The sequence below is a fragment of the Acinetobacter sp. RIT698 genome, assembly GCF_009668065.1.
GTDB lineage: Bacteria > Pseudomonadota > Gammaproteobacteria > Pseudomonadales > Moraxellaceae > Acinetobacter > Acinetobacter guillouiae.
On record NZ_WJYH01000039.1, the window covers coordinates 20,376 to 39,743 of the forward strand.

17 protein-coding genes and 1 pseudogene are annotated in these 19,368 nt (G+C 40.8%); 14 read left to right on the plus strand and 4 right to left on the minus strand.

Annotation, left to right across the window (positions count from 1 at the left end; all coding sequences use genetic code 11):
- Nucleotides 1–149 precede the first annotated feature (149 nt).
- Nucleotides 150–1,271 (minus strand): class II histone deacetylase, encoded by a 1,122-nt coding sequence (locus GJV03_RS15885; RefSeq protein ID WP_154130524.1) that lies wholly within the window; start codon nucleotides 1,269–1,271, stop codon nucleotides 150–152.
- A 359-nt stretch (nucleotides 1,272–1,630) separates the two neighbouring features.
- Between GJV03_RS15885 and GJV03_RS15890 the strand changes: the two genes are divergently transcribed.
- Nucleotides 1,631–2,413: a TorF family putative porin gene (locus tag GJV03_RS15890; protein ID WP_154130525.1), complete on the plus strand. Its 783-nt coding sequence runs from the start codon at nucleotides 1,631–1,633 to the stop codon at nucleotides 2,411–2,413.
- A 150-nt stretch (nucleotides 2,414–2,563) separates the two neighbouring features.
- Nucleotides 2,564–4,165 (plus strand): GMC family oxidoreductase N-terminal domain-containing protein, encoded by a 1,602-nt coding sequence (locus tag GJV03_RS15895; RefSeq protein ID WP_154130526.1) that lies wholly within the window; start codon nucleotides 2,564–2,566, stop codon nucleotides 4,163–4,165.
- Between the two features lie 99 nt (nucleotides 4,166–4,264).
- Here GJV03_RS15895 and GJV03_RS15900 read toward each other — a convergent pair whose 3' ends face one another.
- Complete coding sequence (locus GJV03_RS15900) at nucleotides 4,265–5,089, minus strand: IclR family transcriptional regulator C-terminal domain-containing protein (protein WP_151957273.1); 825 nt, start codon at nucleotides 5,087–5,089, stop codon at nucleotides 4,265–4,267.
- Nucleotides 5,090–5,268: 179 nt separating this feature from the next.
- On the opposite strand from GJV03_RS15900, the gene GJV03_RS15905 reads away from it, so the two are divergent.
- From GJV03_RS15905 to GJV03_RS15955, 11 genes are all read left to right on the plus strand, one after another.
- Nucleotides 5,269–6,813, plus strand: coding sequence for an acetolactate synthase large subunit (locus tag GJV03_RS15905; RefSeq protein ID WP_154130527.1), 1,545 nt, complete (start codon nucleotides 5,269–5,271; stop codon nucleotides 6,811–6,813).
- A gap of 10 nt (nucleotides 6,814–6,823) precedes the next feature.
- The gene (locus GJV03_RS15910; protein ID WP_154130528.1) at nucleotides 6,824–8,311 is read left to right on the plus strand and encodes an aldehyde dehydrogenase family protein; all 1,488 of its coding nucleotides are present in this window, start codon (nucleotides 6,824–6,826) and stop codon (nucleotides 8,309–8,311) included.
- A gap of 92 nt (nucleotides 8,312–8,403) precedes the next feature.
- The gene (locus GJV03_RS15915; protein ID WP_056517933.1) at nucleotides 8,404–9,198 is read left to right on the plus strand and encodes an SDR family oxidoreductase; all 795 of its coding nucleotides are present in this window, start codon (nucleotides 8,404–8,406) and stop codon (nucleotides 9,196–9,198) included.
- A gap of 12 nt (nucleotides 9,199–9,210) precedes the next feature.
- Nucleotides 9,211–10,248 (plus strand): YCF48-related protein, encoded by a 1,038-nt coding sequence (locus GJV03_RS15920; RefSeq protein ID WP_151957276.1) that lies wholly within the window; start codon nucleotides 9,211–9,213, stop codon nucleotides 10,246–10,248.
- A gap of 12 nt (nucleotides 10,249–10,260) precedes the next feature.
- On the plus strand, nucleotides 10,261–10,713 hold the full coding sequence (locus tag GJV03_RS15925; RefSeq protein ID WP_154130529.1) for a VOC family protein: 453 nt from the start codon (nucleotides 10,261–10,263) through the stop codon (nucleotides 10,711–10,713).
- Nucleotides 10,714–10,724: 11 nt separating this feature from the next.
- A complete protein-coding gene (locus tag GJV03_RS15930) occupies nucleotides 10,725–11,327 on the plus strand; it encodes an amino acid synthesis family protein (RefSeq protein ID WP_154130530.1) in 603 nt (200 codons plus the stop codon).
- 58 nt (nucleotides 11,328–11,385) lie between these two features.
- Entirely contained in the window at nucleotides 11,386–12,222 is an 837-nt protein-coding gene (locus GJV03_RS15935; protein WP_154130531.1) for an alpha/beta hydrolase, read from the plus strand.
- Between the two features lie 32 nt (nucleotides 12,223–12,254).
- Nucleotides 12,255–13,868, plus strand: a complete 1,614-nt coding sequence (locus GJV03_RS15940) for a bifunctional 3-(3-hydroxy-phenyl)propionate/3-hydroxycinnamic acid hydroxylase (protein ID WP_154130532.1) — start codon at nucleotides 12,255–12,257, stop codon at nucleotides 13,866–13,868.
- Nucleotides 13,850–14,611 (plus strand): fumarylacetoacetate hydrolase family protein, encoded by a 762-nt coding sequence (locus GJV03_RS15945; protein ID WP_154130533.1) that lies wholly within the window; start codon nucleotides 13,850–13,852, stop codon nucleotides 14,609–14,611. The genes GJV03_RS15940 and GJV03_RS15945 overlap by 19 nt, the downstream gene beginning before the upstream one ends.
- A gap of 73 nt (nucleotides 14,612–14,684) precedes the next feature.
- Nucleotides 14,685–16,145, plus strand: a complete 1,461-nt coding sequence (locus GJV03_RS15950; protein WP_154130534.1) for an NAD-dependent succinate-semialdehyde dehydrogenase — start codon at nucleotides 14,685–14,687, stop codon at nucleotides 16,143–16,145.
- Between the two features lie 21 nt (nucleotides 16,146–16,166).
- Complete coding sequence (locus tag GJV03_RS15955; protein ID WP_154130535.1) at nucleotides 16,167–16,553, plus strand: carboxymuconolactone decarboxylase family protein; 387 nt, start codon at nucleotides 16,167–16,169, stop codon at nucleotides 16,551–16,553.
- A gap of 7 nt (nucleotides 16,554–16,560) precedes the next feature.
- Here the strand turns inward: GJV03_RS15955 and GJV03_RS15960 are convergent, their stop codons facing one another.
- A complete protein-coding gene (locus tag GJV03_RS15960) occupies nucleotides 16,561–17,805 on the minus strand; it encodes a S8 family serine peptidase (RefSeq protein WP_151957283.1) in 1,245 nt (414 codons plus the stop codon).
- 30 nt (nucleotides 17,806–17,835) lie between these two features.
- Nucleotides 17,836–18,735, minus strand: coding sequence for a hypothetical protein (locus GJV03_RS15965; protein ID WP_151957284.1), 900 nt, complete (start codon nucleotides 18,733–18,735; stop codon nucleotides 17,836–17,838).
- Between the two features lie 258 nt (nucleotides 18,736–18,993).
- On the opposite strand from GJV03_RS15965, the pseudogene GJV03_RS15970 reads away from it, so the two are divergent.
- Nucleotides 18,994–19,086, plus strand: a pseudogene (locus GJV03_RS15970) (4-carboxymuconolactone decarboxylase); the annotation flags it as partial.
- Nucleotides 19,087–19,368 lie beyond the last annotated feature (282 nt).

Consider the following 19,368-nt stretch of genomic DNA (forward strand, 5'->3'; position numbering starts at 1 on the left):
TGAATTGAGTGAAATAAAAAATGGGTAAAAAATAGAGCTGTTCAGTTTCATGGTGGGGCGGATTATCTAAAACCACCCAGACGTAACACATTCGATCTAACATAACATTCTCCTTGAAGCTATTTGCTTCCTTGCAATGAATTGTTGAGTTATGGGTTTGTATTTATTTTTTTAGCGAGTTGATCAATCAATTGTTTCTGGAACTGATTAAACTGATCACTGGGTTGTTGTAACTTAAGTAGTTCTATACATGGGTCTTGTACGCTGGTTCTTGTATCGCTGAGTACTTCAACCACAGCTAAACCACAGAATGGAACATAGGATTCGGCATAACCGCCCTCATGGACCATGACTAATTTGCCTTGGCATAATTTCTCTGCTGCCTGTTTGGTCAGCAGCGCCAATTGACGGAAGCTTTCACTATGTAATAAAAGCCGTGCCAATGGATCGAAAGCATTAGCATCATAACCACAAGCAACGATGATCATGTCAGGCTGAAACTTTTCCAAAGCTGGTAGTACGATGCTTTCAAAGGCATAGAGATAAGCTTCATCACCACAACCTGCTAACAGTGGGATATTGATGTTATAGCCAAGACCTTTGCGCTCACCTAAATCTTCAGCGCCGTGATAGCCTGGCGGAAAACAATGCTCCTGATGCAAAGATATGGTGAGCACATCATTTCGTTGATAGTAGATTTGCTGTGTACCATTACCGTGGTGCACGTCCCAATCAATCACAGCAACTTTGTTTAAGCCAAATTTGGCTTTGGCGCGTTCAATGGCAATTGGAATATTGGCAAGAAAACAAAAGCCCATCGGTTTATCTGCTAAGCAATGATGGCCGGGTGGACGTGACAATGCATAGGCATTGTCTAATTCTCCTAGAAATACTTTTTCGACCGCTGCACAGGCAAGTCCTGCCGAAATCTTGGCAATATCATAACTTCCTGGGCCAATCGGGGCATGTTCATCCAGTAGGCCACCACCTTGATCACTGAGATTTTTAAACCGACTGAGATAATGTTGAGGATGTATACGGCCTAAGTCTTCTTCAGTGGCAGGAGAGGCTGAAAGGTTCTCCAGCTGTTTGATTAAACCCGAGACATCCAATAAATTTTTAAAACGGCGTTTTGATTCTGGCGATTCTGCATGCGCTGCACCTGTTGGGGGCTGTACCCATCCACCTACAGGTAATACCGATGCATGCAATCCTGTGGTGTGCCAAAAACACCACTCATCAGAGAAAAACCCAGTCTTTTTCTGTTTCATTTTTAAAATCCATTTTAATAAGAAATCCCTTAATATGGGATATATATTACTTTTATGAAAAATAAACAATAGGTAAATAAGTGAAAATCTTTTATTTTGATAAAAATTAAAAATAAGTTTTTTGTGAGATTCCTAGAGTAATGGCATATGCTATTGTATTTAATTGGTTTAAATTTTAAAAAATACCGTAATATGAAAATATTTAAAATTGTTGTTGTTTTTTTAATCATTTAAATATATAAAATCCCGTAATAGGGAATAATTATTTTTATAAAGCATGCCTCTTAGGAAGATACATCTCACAGATGTTCAGGGTGAAGTGTGATGAGGTAGAACAACATGGATGAAAGGAGAACAATATGAAACATTTCGTTTTAGCTACCATGCTGGCGCTAGGATGTGCACAGGCAGTACAAGCAGAGACAGTTCAAGCGGAGAAAGCAACATCCAAGCCAGAAACATTTATGGATCAGTTTTCTGTACACGGCACATTAACTTTATCCTCAGATTATCGCAGTCGTGGTTTTTCCAAATCGGATCAAAAACCGTCAGTACAAGGGGGCTTGATTTTGGCCCATCAATCAGGTGTTTATTTAATGCTATGGGGGGCAAGTGCAACAACACCAAATGAGGGCAGCATAGAAGCAGATGCAATCTTGGGTTACACATGGCGCATCAATGATAAAAACAGTCTGGATTTCTTTTATGCAGACGTGAATTATCCCGGAGGAAATTTTAGCCCAAATGGAAAATCGGCTGATTTTGGTGAATATGGGGTGATGTACAAGCGTACAAGCACATTTGTTGCTCAAGATAACTTCAGTGCAGCAGTTTACTATTCACCGAATTATCTTTTTGGTTCAGGTAACGAATATTATTTTAGTAGTGAATACAGCTTTCCTGTAGTTGAAAATGTACAACTGTTTGGTTCGGCGGGTTATACCAAGCAGGATAGTGTTGCTGAATTTCAGCTAGGTTCAGTCCCAGATGGAAAGAAAAGTAGTTACTTTGATTACAAAGTGGGAGTACGTGGTGATTATAAAGGTGTAACCACTGAATTGGCTTGGGTTGGTAATAATATTGAGAGTCAAATGGATATGTATGATGACCGCTTGTATGTCAGTGTGACCAAGAACTTTTAAACAATCGCATTGTTTTTTAGGAGGTAGCGTTGTATCAATTTAGCTACCTCACTTTTTATTTCTGCTAAGAAATTAACGTCACAAAGTATTGCATCAGTATTCAATATGGATTCAATGAATTAATCATCAAGCTGCATGAGGGCATAATCTATGCAAATAAAAGAATTTGATTATATTATTTGTGGTGCTGGGTCGGCAGGCTGTGTGGTTGTAACACGTCTCATTGAGCAGAACAAAGGGAGTGTTTTGTTGGTGGAAGCAGGCGGGAGCGATCAAAATTTTAATTATAAGATTCCGGCAGGTATCCCCGTTGTTATCAATAGTACCTGGAATTATACCACTGAGCCTGATGCCAGAACCAATCACAGGGAAATGTCCTGTGCACAAGGAAAAGTCTTGGGTGGAAGTAGTTCCGTCAACGGTATGATTTATTTACGGGGGCAAGCTGAAGACTATGATGAGTGGGCAAACCAGTATGGTTGTACAGGCTGGGATTTTCAGTCTATTTTGCCTTATTTTAAAAAGGCAGAAAACAATGAAAGTTTGTCTGGTGAATACCATGGTGGTCATGGGCATTTGGCGGTCAGTGACACCCGACTTAAACACCCTTTAACACGTGCTTTTATTAAAGCTGGACAGGAACTCGGTTTACCTTACGTGACAGATTTTAATGCTCAGTCACAACAAGGGGTGGGTTTTTACCAACATAATATAAAGAATGGTGAACGAGGAAGTAGCTCAAAAACGTATCTGGCTTCAGTACGCCAAAGTTCACAATTAACTGTGCAATTGAATACCCAAGTGGATCGAGTTTTGCTTGAGCATGGAAAAGCGATAGGTATTGAATGTCGTATAAAAGGTCTAAGTACAAGTATTAAGGCGAAAAAAGCTGTGATATTAAGTTCGGGTTCAATTGGTTCAGCAAAAATTTTATTACTCTCTGGTATTGGACCTAAAGCGCATCTAGAAGAACTTGGAATCGAGGTGAAAAAAGACCTTCCTGTCGGCAAAAACTATCATGATCATTTACATACCTCAATTAATGCCACGATTAAACGGCCGATTTCTTTATATGCTGAGGATAAGGGGATCAGCCGCTACAAGCATGGCTTGCAATGGTTGTTATTTCGAGAAGGTGTGGTTGCTTCAAGTGTATTGGAAGGTGGCGCATTCATGGATACCAACCATGAGGGGCGTCCAGATGTGCAAGCCATGTTTCTTCCTGTTTTAGATGTATTTGATGATCCAAGTGGTCAAGGTAAAAATTACACCCATGGTATTACCTTAAAGATGTGTCATTTACGGCCAAAGTCACGGGGGCAGCTATATCTTCGCAGTAAAGATCCTGAAGATATGGTGAGGATAGAGGCCAATTTATTGGAACATCCTGATGATGTACACGGTTTGATTCGAGCGACTCAATTTGGTCTAGATTTACTCCAACAGCCTGCTTTGTTGAATGAAATTGATAAGATTTTTTCACCCAATCACACCGTAAAGCGGGATGATACTACGGCACTAGAGGCTTTTGTTCGAGAATACTGTAAAACCACTTATCATCCAGTTGGAACTTGTAGGATGGGGCAAAATCCGCAAGATTCAGTGGTGGATCTAAATTTAAAAGTACATGGAATTGACCAGCTAAGCGTTATTGATTGTTCAGTTATTCCAGCTATACCCAGTGGCAATACCAATGCACCCACGATTGCCATCGCTGAAAAAGGTGCTGATTTATTGATTCAGTCTCGCTAGGTCTCAAACATGGGTGGTTTATTTAAAATTCGAATATACGGACGCTATGTGCTTATGCTGATAACGCCGTATATTTAAAATTTATACTTATTTTTGGCTTTAGCGTTGCTCTAGATGCTCAACTTCTTCTCGTTGAATTTGGATTTCATCCACTTCGATGGGGTGATGCTTCGGTTTTGGAGATGAGACAATCGATTGAGTTAGATTTTTTGCAGTCTCCAATAAAATCTCAATAATGGTTTCTTGGCGTAATAAATTAAATTGTTGATCAGAGCCGACCACACAGACACTATGAGTCACTTCTTTAGAATCAAAATCTGAAAAAATCGGGGCTGCGATCCCGATATTGCCCACATTTAATTCATTATTGGTCGCACAATAGCCGTTTTTACGAATGTTTTTGGAAATTTTTAATACATCTTCAAGTGAATAAATATTCAGTGGATCTTTTGAAATTTGGGCTTCATACAGTTGCTTAATTTTTTTTATGCTTCGATATGAAGTTAAAACTTTGGCTTGTGCCCCTCTGAACAGTGGCAGAGGTCGTCCACGTCCAAAACTAAAATGCATGTCATTATTGGGGCTTAAAATAAAAGTGTTAATAATTTTACTGTCATAAAAAGCACTGACAAAAACAGTGAGTCCAGTAATTTGGCTTAAGTTTTCTAGATATGGACGGCCTGTACTTAACACTGGATCATATTTTCTCATCATCCAGTCAAGCTCAATGACACGAGGGCCAAGGGCATAACCGCCCGGCCCACGCTTTACAATCAGCCCAGCATCACATAATTCTTTGATATAGCGATAAGAGGAAGTTCTTGATAAATCAAACTTTTGTGCGATGAGTTCAGCATCAATTTCTAATTGTTCAGGACCAAAGAGGTTGAGTACATTCAGTATTCTGGCCAGACTGCTATTCATATTTTCTCGATTAAAACGGCAAATTACTTTTTATATCTTTCACGAGTTATGCGATCTGGTCAATTGAAATATTAAAATTATAAAAAATCCCGTATTATGAAAATAACTATTGAAATAATAAATTTTATGTTTTATAAATCTCTTAATAAGGGAATAATTTAATTTTTCTGGTGAAGAAGATGATCGGTGCGGAATATTTTGTAAAAACGGCTGCGCAACTTGGCTTTGAATATTGTTTTGCTAACCCAGGAACAACAGAAATTCCGATGGTTGCGGTGATGCAAGCGGAAACTAAAATCAAACCTATACTTTCTCTATTTGAGGGCGTTTGTTCTGGTGCAGCTGATGGATATGGTCGGGTGGCTGCAAAGCCTGCTTTAACCCTGACCCATTTAGGACCGGGCTTTGCCAATAGCATGGCAAATTTGCACAATGCTCGTCGTGCTAATACACCTATAGTGAATATTATTGGTGACCATGCTTCATGGCATGTGAACTATGATCCACCACTTGCCAGTGATATTGAAAGCATGGCAAAAACTGTGTCAGGTTGGGTACGCATGACCCGCAATGCCAACAGTATTGGTGATGATTTACAGGATGCGATGAAAGCCGCTTGGCAGGCAAAAGGACAAATCGCTACGCTGATCTTACCAATGGATTTTCAAGCCCAACAGATTCAGGATATCGGGAAGCATTTTCAGGTCACCGCACCACAACGTCACTTTATCGCCAGTAAGGTTGAACAGGTCGCTCGGTATTATCAGCAAGGTAAATCTCTGGTGTTTATTGTGGGAGACACCGGTGTAAATGATGAGGGTTTAAAAGCAGCAGGACGTTTGGCGCAATTGGCGCATGTGCATATGTTTGCTGAAACATTCCCACGGATTAGTCATCGAGGTGGTGGCTTACCAGATCTAGATCGCTTGCCATATTTTCCTGAAAAGGCGATTGAGGTGTTGGAATACTATGATTATGTGGTGTGTGCGGGTGTAATTGATCCAATTAGCTATTTTGGCTATGAAGGATTGCCATCACGCTTAGCTGAACCAGATCGTTTGCTTTATCTGGCTGATGTCGGTGAGGATGTACCTGCGGCACTTAATGCACTGGCGGATGAACTGAATGCACCTGCCTTTGTGCCTGTCGTAAGCAAAGCGATAGAACTACCACCAGCACAAGCGGCATTGAGCCCAGCATCTATTGCGAAAATTTTATCTGCGAGTCTGACTGAGGACTGTATTGTCTCTATTGAGGGGGGGACTTGTGGTTATCCATTTTTTACTGCTTCGAATGATGCAGTAAAACATCGGGTCATGACCAATACCGGTGGCGCAATTGGACAGGGTATTCCTGCTGGTTTTGGTGCTGCACTGGCTGAACGAGGCACACGAGTGTTCTGCTTACAGTCTGATGGTAGCGCGCAATACACCATTCAAACATTGTGGAGCATTGCCCGTGAAAATTTACCTGTCACGATTCTCATTGCTGCCAATCATCGTTATGCCATTTTGCAAAATGAATTAAGACGTTTTGGTGTAGAAGAATTCAGTGAAACGGCATTGTCTTTAACCGAACTCAATCAACCCAAAATAGATTGGACAGCTTTGGCCAAAGCATATGGCTTAGCGTCTACTGTGGCGCGAACCAATCAAGAATTACAAACTGCATTGACTCAAACCAATCAAGCAATGCAACCCCATCTAATCGTAATGGAATTATGAGGTGTATCCCATGGCTATAAATGAGATTTTTCCAGAAGTACATCGTTTTTTAGCGAAACCACAACAATTATTTATTGGCGGTCAATGGACGGACTCAGTCAGTAAACAGACCTTTGATGTTGAAAATCCAGCGACACAAGAAGTCATTGCTCAAGTGGCAAAAGGCGGTGCAGCGGATGTTGATTTGGCAGTCGATGCTGCCAATCAAGCGTTTAAAACGTGGCGTTATGAGATCCCCGCAACACGTGCCAAATTGTTGTATCAATTGGCAGATTTAGTGGAAAAACACACTGAAGAGTTGGCACAGATTTTAACACTGGATAATGGTAAGCCGTTATTGTATTCACGTCATGAGTGTGGTGGTGCAGCACATATTTTACGTTATTTTGCGGGTTTTGCGACCAAGGTTGAAGGGCGACAAGTGCCAGTTTCAGGTGCACCTCAAGGCACATTTTTAAACTATACCTTACGTGATCCTGTGGGTGTTTGTGGTTTTATTGTGCCATGGAATTTCCCACTGACCATGTGTATTTGGAAACTTGCGCCTGCAATGGCTGTGGGCTGTACTGCAATTTTAAAACCTGCTGAACAAACACCATTGATTGCAGTGCGCTTAATGCAGCTTTTTCAAGAAGCAGGCTTCCCAGCAGGGGTGGTCAATCTGGTCACAGGTACAGGTCGTGATGTTGGTGAACCACTCAGTGCACATATGCAAGTGAATAAAGTGGCATTTACTGGCTCGACAGCGGTGGGTAAAGCGATTGCCCAACAAGCAACCTCGAATATGAAGCGTGTCACTTTAGAGTTAGGCGGTAAGTCCCCCAATATTATTTTACCTGATGCGGATTTGAGTAAAGCGATTCCTGGTGCAGCACAAGCCATTTTTTATAACCAAGGACAGGTGTGCACCGCAGGTTCCCGTTTGTATGTGCATGAAAAAGTGCTGGATGAAGTGCTGGATGGTTTATGCAAACAGGCACAGGGCATGAAAATTGCCAATGGCCTAGATGAAAGTTCAACCATGGGGCCACTGGTGTCTGAACGCCAATATGCGACAGTCAATCGTTATATTCAGCAAGCATTAGCGGAAGGTGCTGAATTACTAACAGGCGGTCAACGTCCAACTGGTTTTGATCAGGGCTATTTTCTCGAGCCAACCATTTTCCTTGATAGAGAAGAAAAAGCCTGTATTGCTAAAGAGGAAATATTTGGTCCTGTATTAACGGTGATGAGTTGGTCCGATACGGATGAGTTGATTGAGCGCGCCAATAATTCAATTTATGGCTTAGCTGCTGGAATTTGGACACAGGATTTATCTCAGGCACATCAAATTGCAGCCAAGTTAGAAGCAGGATCCGTATGGGTAAATTGCTATAACGTGGTTGATCCAGTTTCCCCATTTGGTGGTTATAAACAATCAGGTTGGGGACGTGAAATGAGCCATGATGTGATTGAAGCTTATACTGAAACCAAAAATGTTTGCGTGAATTTGTATTAATTAAGATCTCTCTTAAGCTCCCTTGAAAAAGGGCGTTACTTTCCCACTCAAAGTGGGAATGGGGGATTTTTGACTCAAAAAAGGACTAAAAAATGGATTTAGAATTAAAAGATCGAGTTGCAATCGTTACTGGTGGTGGGATGGGAATTGGTAAAGATGTTGCCCGTCTTTTATCTCAAGAAGGCTGCAAAGTCGTGATCTGCGCCCGTCGTATGAGTTATCTGAATGAAACAGCCAAAGAGATTTCAACTGAAACAGGTAATGAGGTTTTGCCATTATTTTGTGATACCACGGATATGAAAGCGGTGCAGTTTATGGTTGATCAGGCCATGCAGCATTTTGGACGAATTGATATTTTGGTCAATGGCGCAGCAGCCCCGTCTGGTGTGGTACGTAATGATATTGAACATGCAGAAGATCATGAGTTATTGGGTGATTTAGACACTAAGGTTATTGGCTATTTTCGTTGTATCAAAGCCGTTACACCGCATATGAAAAAGGCTGGTTTTGGTCGGGTAATTAATATCGGTGGCTTAACAGGTCGTGGCAGTAAGGTCATGTCAGGGATGCGTAATCTCGCGATTGCCCATTTGACCAAGACCTTATCCGACCAACTTGGTCCATCGGGTATTACTGTAAATCTGATTCATCCTGGCGTTGTTGATACACCACATATTCAAGAGCTTTATGAACGTGAAGGGGTTAAACAGAACAAAACACCTGAGCAAGTTCGTCAGGGCTATATCGACAGCACGCCAATTCGCAGGACACTTGCACCTATCGAAATGGGCTACTTGATTGGTTTCCTTGCTTCACCGAAAGCGGGTGCGATCACAGGAGAGTCGATTGGTATTGATGGTGGTTTGACCCGTGGCATCTTTATCTAAGGAGCAGGCATTATGTCAAATGGAACATTATTAGTGGCGACCGTTGGGCAAGCGGTGATCCGTAGTGGTGATGATGGCAGGTTATGGCATCGTTTGGGGGTGGGGCAAGATCTAGAATTTGATGCGATTACCCGCGCTTTATCACAGGATCCTGAACAAGCCAACATCATCTATGTAGGCACAGATATTGGCTTATGTGTCAGCCATGATTGTGGTGGGACATGGCAGCAAATGGATACGCCGTTTAAAGGCCAAACTGTGTGGAAAGTTGCAGTTGATCCGCAAAATCGACAAAGAATTTTTGCTGGAACAGGAGCACCCTCACGCGCTGTGCTTTGGCGTAGTCTAGATGGTGGGCAGACTTGGGATGCTGCGCCTGTTGAAATTCCAGAGTTTTGTGCAGGGGTCAGTCGTCCGCGTTTATTGGCTTTTGCTTACGATCCAACCGATGCCAATAAAATTTGGTTTGGTTTAGAAGAAGGCGGACTTTTTCATTCACAAGATGGTGGTGATACTTGGCAGCGACTAGATGATCGTTTGCTTTGGGATTTTAATTCTGACGTTCATGCGATTGCAGTGTTGCCAAATCATGGTCAAAAAGTGGTGGTGGTGGTCTGTGTCAATGCGGTGTATCGCAGTTTTGATGACGGGCAGACATGGACAGGAATCATTGCCAAAGAAACTTTTGGTTTGTATTACGTACGTGCAATGTCAGCACATCATCAGAGTCAGAGTACTGTGTATATCAGTATTTCGGATGGGACACCGGGAACCACCAGTAAGATTCTGCTATCCAAAGATGCTGCAGCAACATGGGAAGTCTTGCCTTTACCACAACAACCCAATTCTTGTATCTGGGCGATTCAGCAAAACTTTAACAATCCAGCGCAGATGGTTGCTGGCACAAAGTATGGTCATCTATTTACCAGTGAAAATGGCGGTAATAGCTGGATTAAACATTGGCGTGAATTTAGTGAAATTGCAGACGTGTTATGGACGCCTGCAAATACTGAAATCAAGGCGCTACATCAATCTGTGATCGAAAAATAATGCGAGCTAAAGATGAAAATAAAAGTATTACGTACGCATCTTTCACTCTTTGTCAGAGATCCTGAAGCATCTGCTCAATGGTATGCCGATGTCTTGGGAATGGTAGAGCATGCGCGTGGTCCAGCATGGATCATGATGAGTTTTGGTGTAAAGCATCATGACATTGCCTTGATCAAGGCGACGCCTGATGCACAGCAAGGTGGACTCGGCTTACAGCACTATGGTTTGGAAATCGAGGGAACATTTGAAACCTTGCAAAAATTGCATGGCATGCTGATCCAAAAAGGCGTGGAAGTGGTCAAAACCACAGACCATACCGTAGGCAATGGCCTGTATTTCAATGACCCAGATGGCAATCGTTTAGAATTTTTTTTAGAAACGATTCATGACGATGCTGAAGCGATTAAAGCTTTTCATGATACTGGTGCTCCAAGCAATCCGATTGAAATTAAGCCTATTTTTTAAAGGGTTCTGATATGAAAAAAGCAAATTTTGAATATTACCATATTCGTAAATGGTACAGCTTTGTAGAAGAAACACTGGCAAATGAAAGCGGTGTGTTGGCAGATGGCGAACCGGTTTATAAATATGCGGTTGCTGTTGCGATCCATAATCCATTTGCAGGAAAGTTTCAGCAAGACCTCAATGCACTGATTGAAAAATCACCTGAACTGGGTCGTGAATTTGGTCGACGTATACAGGCTTTGGCACAGGGTCGAGCCATTGAAAGTTATGGCAAAGCCATTTTGGTCGGTATGAATAGTGAATATGAACATGGCAATGCCTTTTTGACCAATCCTGCGGCCAACCCGGTACGTGAGGCTATTTGTGGTGGTAAATCATGGGTGCCTTCGACTGGTAAGCGTGGTGTTGCAGGGACAATCATTGATGTTCCTTTAGCACATAAAGATGCGCTTTATGTACGTTCGCACTATGACACATTTTCTTTATCTTTTAATGATGCACCCAATAACGATGAAATTATTGTGATCTGGGCTTTTGCGACTCGTGGACGCTTACATGCTCGTTTAGGTGGATTAAAAGCATCTGAAATTAAAGGCGAAGATGGTCTAAATTAAGCCAGCGATAACGCAGCTCAATCTTAGGCATCGCGCATGCATATAAGGACATGAGATTATGCGAATAGGAAGTCATTTTTTTAAAAACCGCAGTGGACTTGGTCTGCATTATTTAACTTGGGGCGAACCTGAGCAGCCTGTCTTAATCATGCTGCATGGATTGCGTTCCTACGCCGCAACATGGCACATGCTTGCACCACTGCTTGCGGAGCATTTTTATGTGGTGGCACTGGATCAGCGTGGACGTGGACAAAGTGATTGGGCGGAATATTCAAGCTACCAAACTGAATATTATGTACATGATCTTGAAGATTTGATTGCTGAATTAAAGGTGGATCAAATCATCTTATTGGGTCATTCATTAGGTGGAACTAATGCACTTGAATTTACTCGTTTGCATCCTGAGCAGGTTCAGGCATTGATTGTTGAGGATATTGGTCCAGGCTCCTCTATACAAGGCGAGGGTGCAGCACGGATTCGACACGAAATGCAAAGCACCCCCTTATCTTTTGCTTCGTGGGATGAGGCCACAACATTTTGGCAAAAGCTTCGCCCATTGATTGATGAGCAGGGGATTCAGTCACGTTTGCAACATACCTTGCTAGAAAAAGATGGTCAGATTCATTGGCGCCATGATCAGGTAGGGATTGCCAAGGCACGTTTGAGTTTTCCATCGATCGACTTGTGGCCTGCTGTTAAAAGTTTGACTTGTCCTACGCTATTTATAAAGGGTGGCTTGTCAGATTTCTTAACCACTGAGATACTCGAAAAAATTAAGGAAAACAACAAACTGGTCAAAACAGTGGAAATTGCAGGGGCATCACATTATGTCCATGATGATCAAACTGAACAATTTAATCAGACCGTACAGGATTTTTTAAGACAGTTTGCTTAGCGGTAGGAAGTCAAAGGAAGGGAGCAATAGGGATGAAGCAGGAACACACACAGGTTGTTATTGTTGGCGGTGGGCCAAATGGAATTGCGCTGGCGCATTATATGGGAATGTATGGAATTCAAAGCATTGTGCTTGAAATGAGTCCAGATATTTTACCGTACCCTCGTGCAGTGGGCATGGACGATGAGGCCTTACGTGTTTTGCAAAGCATTGGCGTGGCTGATGAAGTTGTAAAAGACATGATCCAAAATGTACCGTTGCGTTATTACAATGCTCGTGGAATTTGTTTTGCTGAAGTAAAACCGTCTGTTGCTGATTATGGTTGGCCGATGCGCAATATCTTTATGCAGCAGCTTTTAGAAAAATCCATGCGGGAAATGTTGCAACCCTATACACAGGTCGAATTACGTTCTGGGCATGAAATGCTCGATGTTTCCCAAACCGAAGAATCGGCAACGGTCAAAGTTAAAGACAGCGATGGTGAAATTTACCAAATCTCAGCCAAATATGTGATTGGTGCAGATGGTGGCCGTTCCTGTGTGCGTAAAAAAGCTGGGATTCAGCTTGAGGGTTTAACTCATCCACATAAATGGATTGTGGTGGATGCTGCACATGATTCTCTGGATGCACCATATACCGCCTTACATGCAGACCCTAATCGCCCATTTGTCTGTATATATTTGCCTTATCAGCAGCGCCGCTGGGAATTTATGCTGTTTGATGGTGAAGACGAAGAAAGTATGTGTAAGGAAGACAACATTCGCCAATTGATCCGTAATCATATTGGGGATGCTGTAGATGAACTGGAAATCATTCGAATTCGTGCCTATACCCATAATTCAAGAGTTGCCAACCGCTTTATTGCGGGACGAATTATCTTGATTGGCGATGCGGCACATATTACTCCACCTTGGGCAGGGCAAGGTTTAAATTCAGGTATTCGAGATGTAGGGAACATCGCATGGAAATTGGCTGCGGTATTAAAAAACTACGCCTCGGAAAAAATCATCGCCAGTTATGATGATGAGCGCCGTACCCACGCGACAGAATTAGTTGCCTTGGCAGACAATATGGGTATGGTTTTGGGATTGACCAATCCACTTATGGCAGGGGTACGTGATTGGCTATTTCAAGCTTTTAACAATGTCGATGCCTTACGCAGCCATCTGGTTGAATTTAAATTTAAGCCGAAACCCTTTATTCATAAAGGTTTGGTCTATCATCCACGTCCGCACATCAAAGAAACCGATGTGGTTGGGAAAATATTTATTCAACCCTATGTCGAAGATGCTCATGCCAGTAAGTTGAAATTTGATGAGATTCTGGGTCAATGGTATGCCGTGATTGCATTCCGAAAAGATCCACTGGAGCATTTATCCGAGCAGACGCGACAATTTTGGCAAAGTCGTGAGACGCGTTTTATTCAGATCAATCGCGCTAAAAGTGGTTTAAATCGTAAGCAACCTTTAAATGCTTCTGAACAGGTGATTTGTGTAGAGGATGTGGAGCGAAAACTAGAAGACTGGTTTGATCTTGCCCGTGATGAGGTGGTGATTGTACGTCCTGACCGCTTTATTGCAGCCACATGCGCTTTGGAAAAGCTTGAAGAAACTTTGGAGAAATTGGCATGTCAGTTGATCAATTAACCGAGTTACAACATCGCTTATTAGATGCCCGGATTGCGCGACATGTATTGGATGCCAATGAGTTTGAATCTCTTGAAACCGATCAGGCTTATCTCAATCAGGCTCAACTGATTCAACACTATTGTCAGGAAACTGACACTACACTTTCAGGTTGGAAAGTGGCTCTTTCGGGTGCACCTGCTCAAGCTAAATATGCTTTGCAACATCCTGTTTATGGTCATCTTTGCTCAGATATGCAATTGGAAAATGGCAGTTGTATAGCGCTTGCAAATCTGTATCAACCGAAATTAGAAGTTGAATTGGCCTTTATTTTAAAACAGGCCATCACCACTGCGAATTTAACTGATGCAGAATTGCTGGCAAAAGTAGGGCAAATACGGCCAGCAATTGAAATTGCAGATACGCGCTGGCAAAACTGGCATTTTAATCTCGCTCAATTCTTGGCAGATAATGCTGCGGCACAGTTTTACATACTGGGTGATGAAATAGAGGTCTCTATAGCTGATTTAGATATTTACCCGCTTATTGAACAAGCCAACCTCGACATCATTGTGACCACACAACCTGAAGATCACCCAATCCGCAACTATCTTTGGTTGGTTCGGACCCTCTTGCAACAGGCTAAAAGCTTAAACGCAGGTGATGTGATTTTAACAGGTTCCATCATTCGTCCGATGGATTTAAACATAGGGCAATATCAATTTTCAGTACTGGGTCAAAAGCTCTCGTTACAAGTGATTTAAATCGGGAAAGTATTGTTGAAGATGTAAAAAGTTGGGTGTTTGGCAAAGATTTAAAAAATAGGAAAACAATAAAATGGCACAACTGAACGATGTGGGTTTATTAAAATCACAGGCATTGATCAATGGTCAGTGGCGCGATGCTGACACGAAACAAACTTTTAATGTGATCAATCCTGCTACAGGTGAAATCATTAGCACTGTACCGAAAATGGGGCAGCGGGAAGCCTTGGATGCTGTTACCGCAGCTGAACAGGCTTTATCGCTATGGCGTAAAAAAACTGCCAAACAACGCAGTCAGATTTTACGTCAATGGTTTGATTTAATCATGCAGCATCAAGAAGATCTGGCCTATATTTTAACCTTGGAACAAGGAAAACCTTTAGCAGAAGCCAAGGGTGAAATTGCATATGGCGCAGCTTATATAGAATGGTTTGCCGAAGAAGCCAAACGGGTTTATGGCGACATTATTCCCTCAAATGCCGCTGATCAGAAAATTTTAGTCAACAAACAACCCATCGGGGTTTGTGCTGCAATTACCCCGTGGAATTTCCCCAATGCCATGATTACCCGTAAAGTTGCGCCCGCCTTAGCGGCAGGTTGTACCATGATTGTCCGTCCAGCCTCGCAAACGCCATTATCAGCCTTTGCCATTGCTGAGTTGGCACTACGTGCAGGTATTCCAGCAGGGGTATTTAATGTTATCACTGGAAGCTCTAGCGAAATCGGTGAAGTACTGACTACAGATGAACGCGTGCAAAAGTTTAGTTTTACCGGTTCAACTGTGGTGGGTAAACAGTTGATTGCGCAATGTGCATCAACAGTAAAAAAGGTATCGATGGAGTTGGGTGGGAATGCTCCATTTATTGTATTTAATGATGCCGATCTTGATGCTGCTGTAACAGGTGCGATTGCAAGTAAATTTCGTAATGCAGGGCAGACCTGTGTCTGTGCCAATCGTATTTATGTGCAATCAGCGGTCTATGACGTATTTATCGAAAAATTAGTTGCGGCGGTAAAACAGTTCAAGGTCGGCAATGGTATGCAGGCTGGTGTAGATTTTGGACCCGTCATTGACGCTGCAGCAATTCGCAAAGTGACAGAACATATTGACGATGCAGTAAGCAAAGGTGCACAGATCGTGTTGGGCGGAAAGCCTCACCCATGCGGGGCACTGTTCTTTGAACCGACCATTGTCAAAGATGTTACTGCTGAAATGCAAGTTGCCAAAGAAGAAACTTTTGGTCCATTAGCACCTGTATTTAAGTTTGAAACAGAGGAAGAGGTTATCGCCTATGCCAATGATACTGAGTTCGGTTTGGCATCTTATTTTTATACTCAGGATTTGGCTAGGGCAATGCGTGTATCTGATGCTTTAGCGTATGGCATGGTGGCACTGAATACTGGAATATTATCCAACGAGGTGGCGCCGTTTGGTGGGATAAAGCAATCAGGATTAGGACGCGAAGGCTCCAAATATGGAATAGAAGATTACTTGGAAATTAAATATGTGTTGTTAGCTGGATTAAGCAAATAATTAATTGTGAGGATTAAGCAAATGAGTAATGAAACATTTGAAAAAGGGCTGGCGATCCGTAAACAAGTGCTTGGCGAAGAATATGTCAATCAATCTATGAACAATGCTGATGATTTTAACTTGCCATTATTAGAGTTAGCCACTGAGTATTGTTGGGGTGCAGTATGGGGGCGAGAAGGGCTGACGAAACCTGAACGAAGTCTGATAAATCTCGCTATGATTTCTGCACTTAACCGCCCAAATGAGCTGAAACTACATGTGAAAGGTGCGTTACGTAATGGTGTTCCCAAAGAAAAAATTAGAGAAGTCTTATTACAAGTCACAATTTATTGTGGTGTACCTGCTGGTGTAGATAGCTTCCGTATTGCCAAAGAAGCAATTGCGGAATATGAACGAGAAAATGTTTAGTACTTATTTATAGTGGTGCTTGGACTAGCCCACTGCCAATATCTTTACTGGCTATAGTAGGAATATATTTTGCACTTCCAAGTAGTTTTGCTTGAAGCATTACTGATGAAAAATTATTTTGTTGTTTGAGTTTTTGAATCCATAACGCAGCACATCCGGTTACATGAGGTGCTGCCATACTTGTTCCATCTAGAGATCTTAGAGCATCATTTGATCCAATCCATGCAGATGTAATATTTACGCCAGGTGCTGCTATTGTGCATTTATCATTGGAAAAGGGAGCTATGGAAAAAGTTTGCCCTATTTGTGCTAAAGCACCAACAGAAATTACATTCTCACTAGTGGCTGGTACTGAGGCTGAAACTTCATAGTGTGGACGATTGCTACTGTTTCCTGATGCTGCGATAATTGCACATGGTTGATATAATTTTTCTTTTGCTTGTATCAGATCATTAAGTACTGAAAACATATTTACGTTTGCTAAATATTGCTCCAATGCATAGGACGTTGCAGCCTCTATAGTATAGCCGTCATCTGTTAATTCTTTTATATAGGTGGTGAAATCAATACCTAGAGACATAGAAATTAAATTTGCGCCTTCTTTATAGGCCCAATCTATTGCTTCTACCAAGGATCCTGATGTACCACCAACACCAATCACTTTGGCTATTAAGGCATCTGTGATTCCTGGAGCAACACCTATACGTAGCCCATCTATATCTCTACCAAAAATTGTCCCTGCACAATGAGTTCCATGTCCATGGATATCTTCATTAACATCTTGAGTAAAATTTTTAAGTTTTAATTTTACGCCTTGAAATGCAAGATGTTCAGAATTAATACCTGTATCTAATATTGCTATTTTTACTCCCTCACCATTAAAAGGGCTTTGATGGGCTAGTGTTGTTTCAACACCCCATGTATTAGAAAATGGAGTCTCTTCTTGTTTATAATTTTGTCCATTTAAAGGATGAATTAGATGAAGAGGCAGTGGAGGAGCTAAGATGCGATTCGGATCATCATGGGCATCTAATATTTCTTTAGGATTCATGTCTGCAATTTCTATTGAGAAAGAGCGAGGAATATCAAGGCGTATCTCTTTAGTAAAATCTAAAGATTTTAAATCTCGAAGAATTTGCCCATTTTGACTACGGACAAAAATATCATTTCTTTTATTTTTAATTTTATTAAAAGAACGACCAGAGGGAGAATCAATATGTAAGATAATCTGTTTTTTAAGATTTGTAGACATAATTGAAATCTCCCAATTTAAGAATGAATTTTAAATTGATTTTAATTCATTGTTTAACAATTGACAGAATCCTTCACTCTCTAGATAACCTTGAATATTGTGTGGTTTACTATCAATTGTATGAACAATTCTATTATCAATATCTGGTGTAATATTGTATTTAGGTTTAGCTAACGGATAAACAGCAACAAAATCTTCTTTGTCGTATAGATTAATCCAATCGGTTATAATTGAAGATGGAACGACAAGTGGTTTTTGACGTAAACTTTCAACAAATTTAATTGCAAGTGGGCTACCCATAGTTACTAATTTTCTTATGCTTTTTTGAGGTGCTTGACAAGCATGAGTATAAGCTACTAATGTTCCGAGAGAGTGGCTAAGAATAATATAGTCTTTACTATCTCCAATGATTTTGTCTAATCTAGTTTGTATAGCTTTGACATATTTCTGATTATCTATGTAATAAAGCGCTTCTTTAAAAACTATTTTTACAAATAATTTATCAACAGCAGAATATTTTCCTTCTAACAGAGAGATTATCCTGTCTATCAGTGTCTCTGTAAATCCTAGTGGGCTAGGGGTAAGAATTGGAAATGAATTATTATGTGTTTGTGTATTATTTTGAGCTTGAAGTGATGATTTTATTTCAGGATCTTGTTCCAATTCTTCAATTTGGCTTTCGAGTAAAAGCTTGGAGTGTTCAGACATTGTTTGAAATGCCATTTCATTTGTAACTAAGGCAGTAATATTTTCTCTTAGGTCCGCATAATATAAAAATTTAAAATTAACTTTATTTAATAAAGCTACATCAAAACCGTTTTTAATAAATCCTGATTTAATATAATTAAGCCATTTTGTCTTTAAAATGTCAGTTCCTAGCTTTTCATCATGAACTGCTTGATTGGCTCCGTGTATTAGAATTATATCCATTGTTTTTCCTTTTTTTATTTGTTTGTTTAACTAAACATTACTACTGAAATGAAAATATTAAAAGTTATTATCCGATAATCGGTTGAAAATTATGTGTAGATTTTTAGTTGAAAAATGATCTATTGACAAATTTTTAAAAATATAGATTGAAATACACCCTGAATTCATCTTACTCATTCATGCTTTACGACGTATACGTCTCATGCTCAATTTTAGCCTACAACGCAAGCCATTTATGAAATATCAACAGCCCCATTTCAAATCACAATTTATTGTGGAGTGCCTGCTGGTGTAGATAGTTTCAGTATTGCGAAAGAAGCAATTGCGGAATATGAACGAGAAAATGATTAGTGTTTATTTTAGATCGATAATCTAATTTATTTTGATCTATAGGCTTTTTTCAGAAGTCTTTTTTAAACCATAAATCAACATAAAATTCCCCTCATCCTAGCCTTCTCCCAACGGGAGAAGGGACTTTCAATACGACTATGATTCACTCCAGATGATTATCTTTTGATTTATGAAAGCGTTCTAATCAAACATTTAATTAATGACAATTTTGTAATAAAAATGCTTTATCGAACATTTACCAATATCTTGTTTCTTTTTTGTATAAATGTAATTGTAAATTTA

What these genes read in the sequence shown, in the direction of transcription:
- GJV03_RS15920 (WP_151957276.1), top strand. Translation starts at nt 9,211, where the DNA reads ATGTCAAATGGAACATTATTAGTGGCGACCGTTGGGCAAGCGGTGATC.
- GJV03_RS15940 (WP_154130532.1), top strand. Translation starts at nt 12,255, where the DNA reads ATGAAGCAGGAACACACACAGGTTGTTATTGTTGGCGGTGGGCCAAAT.
- GJV03_RS15930 (WP_154130530.1), top strand. Translation starts at nt 10,725, where the DNA reads ATGAAAAAAGCAAATTTTGAATATTACCATATTCGTAAATGGTACAGC.
- GJV03_RS15905 (WP_154130527.1), top strand. Translation starts at nt 5,269, where the DNA reads ATGATCGGTGCGGAATATTTTGTAAAAACGGCTGCGCAACTTGGCTTT.
- GJV03_RS15895 (WP_154130526.1), top strand. Translation starts at nt 2,564, where the DNA reads ATGCAAATAAAAGAATTTGATTATATTATTTGTGGTGCTGGGTCGGCA.
- GJV03_RS15925 (WP_154130529.1), top strand. Translation starts at nt 10,261, where the DNA reads ATGAAAATAAAAGTATTACGTACGCATCTTTCACTCTTTGTCAGAGAT.
- GJV03_RS15890 (WP_154130525.1), top strand. Translation starts at nt 1,631, where the DNA reads ATGAAACATTTCGTTTTAGCTACCATGCTGGCGCTAGGATGTGCACAG.
- GJV03_RS15945 (WP_154130533.1), top strand. Translation starts at nt 13,850, where the DNA reads ATGTCAGTTGATCAATTAACCGAGTTACAACATCGCTTATTAGATGCC.
- GJV03_RS15885 (WP_154130524.1), bottom strand. Translation starts at nt 1,271, where the DNA reads ATGAAACAGAAAAAGACTGGGTTTTTCTCTGATGAGTGGTGTTTTTGG.
- GJV03_RS15900 (WP_151957273.1), bottom strand. Translation starts at nt 5,089, where the DNA reads ATGAATAGCAGTCTGGCCAGAATACTGAATGTACTCAACCTCTTTGGT.
- GJV03_RS15965 (WP_151957284.1), bottom strand. Translation starts at nt 18,735, where the DNA reads ATGGATATAATTCTAATACACGGAGCCAATCAAGCAGTTCATGATGAA.
- GJV03_RS15910 (WP_154130528.1), top strand. Translation starts at nt 6,824, where the DNA reads ATGGCTATAAATGAGATTTTTCCAGAAGTACATCGTTTTTTAGCGAAA.
- GJV03_RS15935 (WP_154130531.1), top strand. Translation starts at nt 11,386, where the DNA reads ATGCGAATAGGAAGTCATTTTTTTAAAAACCGCAGTGGACTTGGTCTG.
- GJV03_RS15915 (WP_056517933.1), top strand. Translation starts at nt 8,404, where the DNA reads ATGGATTTAGAATTAAAAGATCGAGTTGCAATCGTTACTGGTGGTGGG.
- GJV03_RS15960 (WP_151957283.1), bottom strand. Translation starts at nt 17,805, where the DNA reads ATGTCTACAAATCTTAAAAAACAGATTATCTTACATATTGATTCTCCC.
- GJV03_RS15950 (WP_154130534.1), top strand. Translation starts at nt 14,685, where the DNA reads ATGGCACAACTGAACGATGTGGGTTTATTAAAATCACAGGCATTGATC.
- GJV03_RS15955 (WP_154130535.1), top strand. Translation starts at nt 16,167, where the DNA reads ATGAGTAATGAAACATTTGAAAAAGGGCTGGCGATCCGTAAACAAGTG.